The 3,361-nt window shown below is 72.8% G+C and carries 1 protein-coding gene and 1 pseudogene; both read right to left on the bottom strand.

The genetic code is table 11. The annotated features are described in order from the left end of the window. Nucleotides 1-44: 44 nt before the first annotated feature. The gene (locus DEH69_RS19935) at nt 45-2,831 is read right to left on the bottom strand and encodes a nitrate- and nitrite sensing domain-containing protein (protein WP_258534807.1); all 2,787 of its coding nucleotides are present in this window, start codon (nt 2,829-2,831) and stop codon (nt 45-47) included. A gap of 380 nt (nt 2,832-3,211) precedes the next feature. Continuing rightward, nucleotides 3,212-3,361, bottom strand: a pseudogene (locus tag DEH69_RS19930) (ATP-binding protein); the annotation flags it as partial.

Here is a 3,361-nt window from a genome sequence, read left to right as displayed (position 1 = left end):
TCAACCAGTTCAGGTTCTGCGCCGCCTGGCTCATCGGGCTCACACTAACGCTCCTGATCGTCGTTCCGCGTGCCGCGGGCTGAGCCGCGGCCTTGCTGTACCCCGCGGTGCAGGCTGCTCAGCCTGCCGCGGACATCATGGGGATCCCGGGAGACGGCCGGTCCGCCCGGGGTGGGCTCGGGGGTGGTGGGCTCGGGGGTGGTGGGGTGCTCGGTCAGGTTGGCGCGGGGCACCCGGCGCGGGAGCCCCGACGAGGTCACCCCTCCGGTGCGCGCCTCCCTGCGCGGCCCGCCCTCCCACCGCGGCTCCTCGGATGGCTCCGCGGCCTGCGGCGGCGTGGGCCGGGGCTCGGGCTCCCCGGGTCGCTGTGCGGGCTCCTCCTCGGGGCGCGGCCGGTGTCGTTCGCGACGGGGAAGCCCCGCGCTGGTCGTCGAGCGGTACTCCGCGGCGTGCGGATCCGGTCCACTGAAGCCTACGCGCTGCGCGCCGATCCCGGGACCACCGCGGGGAGATTCCGCGGTGGGCCGGAACATGTCGAACGCCGGGGGCGCGGCGGGCGGTTCAGGCGCCGGGGCGGCGGGCGGGTCGTACGGCTGGCGCGCGTCGTAGGAGTCGTAGGAGGGCACCGGCTCCTCGCGCCGCGGCGTCCCCGCCCCCGGTACCGCGGGGCCCTGGTCGTAGTCGTACGCCGCGGGCGCGGGCGGCGGGTCGGGGACGGGGCCGTAGCGCGAGTCGTCGAAGCCGAACTCCGCGGCCGAGCGGGCGTCCGTGGGCGGCAGCGGCTGGGGCGCCGCCGCGGGCTCGACGGGGGCCTCGGGGGAGATCCGGGAGACGGTGAACTCGTCGTCGGGCGCGGGCGCGCCGCCGCCCTGGGTGATCGCCGAGGGGAGCATCACGAGCGAGGTGGTCCCCGCCTGTTCGCCCGACGGCCGCAGCTGGACGCGTATGCCGTGCCGCTCGGCGAGGCGGCCGACCACATAGAGGCCCATGCGCCGGGATATCGCCGCGTCGACGGCGGGCGGGTCGGCCAGCCGCTTGTTGATCTCGGCGAAGTCGTCGGGGCTCAGGCCGATGCCCTTGTCGTGGATCTCGATCATGACCCGGCCGTCGGGCAGCAGCGTGCCCATGACCTTGACCTTGGTGTGCGGCGATGAGAACGACGTGGCGTTCTCCAGGAGTTCGGCCAGCAGATGGACCAGGTCGTTGACGACGCCGCCGTGGATGTCGTTGTCAGGGACACCCGAGATGTCGATCCTGGCGTACGCCTCGACCTCGGAGGCCGCGGCGCGCATGACGTCGACGAGCGGCACCTGCTGGTTCCAGCGGTGCTGCGGCTCGCGGCCCGCGAGGACCAGGAGATTCTCGCCGTTGCGGCGCATGCGGGTGGCCAGGTGGTCGAGCTTGAAGAGGTTCTCCAGCTGCTCGGGGTCGGCCTCGTTGTTCTCCAGGTCGCTGATCAGGGCGAGCTGGCGCTCGATGAGACCCTGGTTGCGGGCGGAGAGGTTGGTGAAGATGGCGTTCACGTTGCCCCGCAGGAGCGCCTGCTCCGCGGCGAGGCGCACGGCCTCCCTGTGCACCTGGTCGAACGCCCGCGCCACCTCGCCGATCTCGTCCTGGCTGTGCACGGGGGTGGGCGCGACGCGGGTGTCCACGTCGCCGGGGTCGGTGCGGGAGAGCTGGTCGACGAGGGCGGGCAGCCGCTGCCCCGCGACCTCGAAGGCGGCGCCGCGCAGCCGTTGCATGTTCCGGCTCATGGAGCGGGCCATGAGCGCGGCCAGGACGAACGCGAGCAGTAGCGCGGTCACCACGACGGCGGCGTTGACGACGATGTCGCGGCGGGCCGACGCGGCGATGTCGCCCGCCTCGGTCACCGTGCGGTCCACCAGCTCCTGCTCGACCGTGCGGTAGGCGTCGAACTCCGCGGTGGCCGCGCGGGACCACGTCTGTTCGCTGAGGCCCTGCGCGCGCAGCTGCTGCGGGGTCGCGCCCGAGGCGATCAGCTGGACCATCTCGTCAAGCGGCGGAGCGTCGGGCGCGTCGGCGGCGACCGCGGTGGCCGCGTCGGTCATCGCGCGCGCGAGCCGTTCGGTGTCCTCGGGGGTGGCCCCCGCGGTGAACTCGGCGCGGGCGATGTTCTCCAGGTAGGCGTAGCTGCCGAACGCGGTGAGCTGCGCCGCGGTCGTCTCGTCACCGGGGCCCGGCGCGACGAGCAGGTGGGTGCCGATGGCGCGCTGGAGCGAACTGGCCGCCTTGGACAGCGAGATCGCGTAGACGGTGCGGCCGTAGGAGGTGATGTTGTCGGTGCCGAGGCCGATCTCGTTGGTGAGCGACATCAGCGGGTGCTGGACCTCGACATAGCCCTCCTCGGTCTCCACCACGGTCATCTCGTCCGTGTACGCGCGCTGCCGCAGCCCTTCGAGCTGCGGCTCGACGGCCTCGAACGCCGCGATCCTGCGGCGCAGGCTCTCGCCGAGCGGCGTGACCTCGGCCCGCGCGTGGAACGCCTCGGCGGCCTCGTCCGTGCGCAGGCGCGCGTCCGCGACCTCGGGGCTGTCGGTCTGGCCGCGCAGCAACGGGTCGGCGCTGATGTCGCGTTCGTCGATCAGGGCGTGCGCGTACGCCGTCGAGGCGCGCACCAGCTCGGCGACGGCCTCGGCGTCGTCGGCCTCCTGCCACGTCTCGTACGCGTCCCACACGCGGAAGCCACCGAGCAGGAGCGCGACCAGCACCGGGGTCAGCAGGATCGCGTAGAGCTTGGTCGCCACCCGCCAGTTGCGGGGGGCGAATCTGGAGCCTGTGGAGGCGGGTGCGCCGTCGTCGCCTGTCGGCACGCCGACCGAGAGGGCTGGCTCCCCCGGCGGCGGGGAAGTCGCGCTGCTGCGCCTCACTGGGATCTCACCTCTCGGCATCGGCACACGGTCGCTGCTGTATGTCACGACTGCGGAGTTGTGTGGATTCCAGCATGATGGGAGGCGACTTTCCAATCCCCTTGGCGGTCCCGGTTCCCGCGCGTGAAGGGCTCGCGAATCGGGGCATTGCGGCCGAGCGCGACAAAACACCGGCACTCTGTGCGCGGAGCGGAGCGAGCCACTCGCCGCCCGTGGCGGACTCGTGAAGGATCTCGCTCGAATTGTTATGACGCTCGGGAGAGGACGTGTTCAACGCCACAGCCCCGATCCGGGCCCGACATCCGGGAGTTGCCCGGGGGCCTTCAGTGCAGGCGGGCCAGCAGCGCGTGCTCGACCAGGGTGATCAACGCGCTCTTCGCCTCGCCCCTCGCCCTGGCGTCGGTCGTGATGATCGGCACGTCGGGCCCGATCTGCAACGCCTCGCGCACCTCCTCGGGAGAGTACGGCTGGTG

Origin of the sequence: Streptomyces sp. PT12 (genome assembly GCF_003311645.1) — a bacterium.
In the GTDB taxonomy this organism is placed as follows: Bacteria; Actinomycetota; Actinomycetes; order Streptomycetales; family Streptomycetaceae; genus Streptomyces.
Note: the sequence above shows the minus strand (reverse complement) of the source record. Positions and strands in the feature narration are given on the sequence as shown.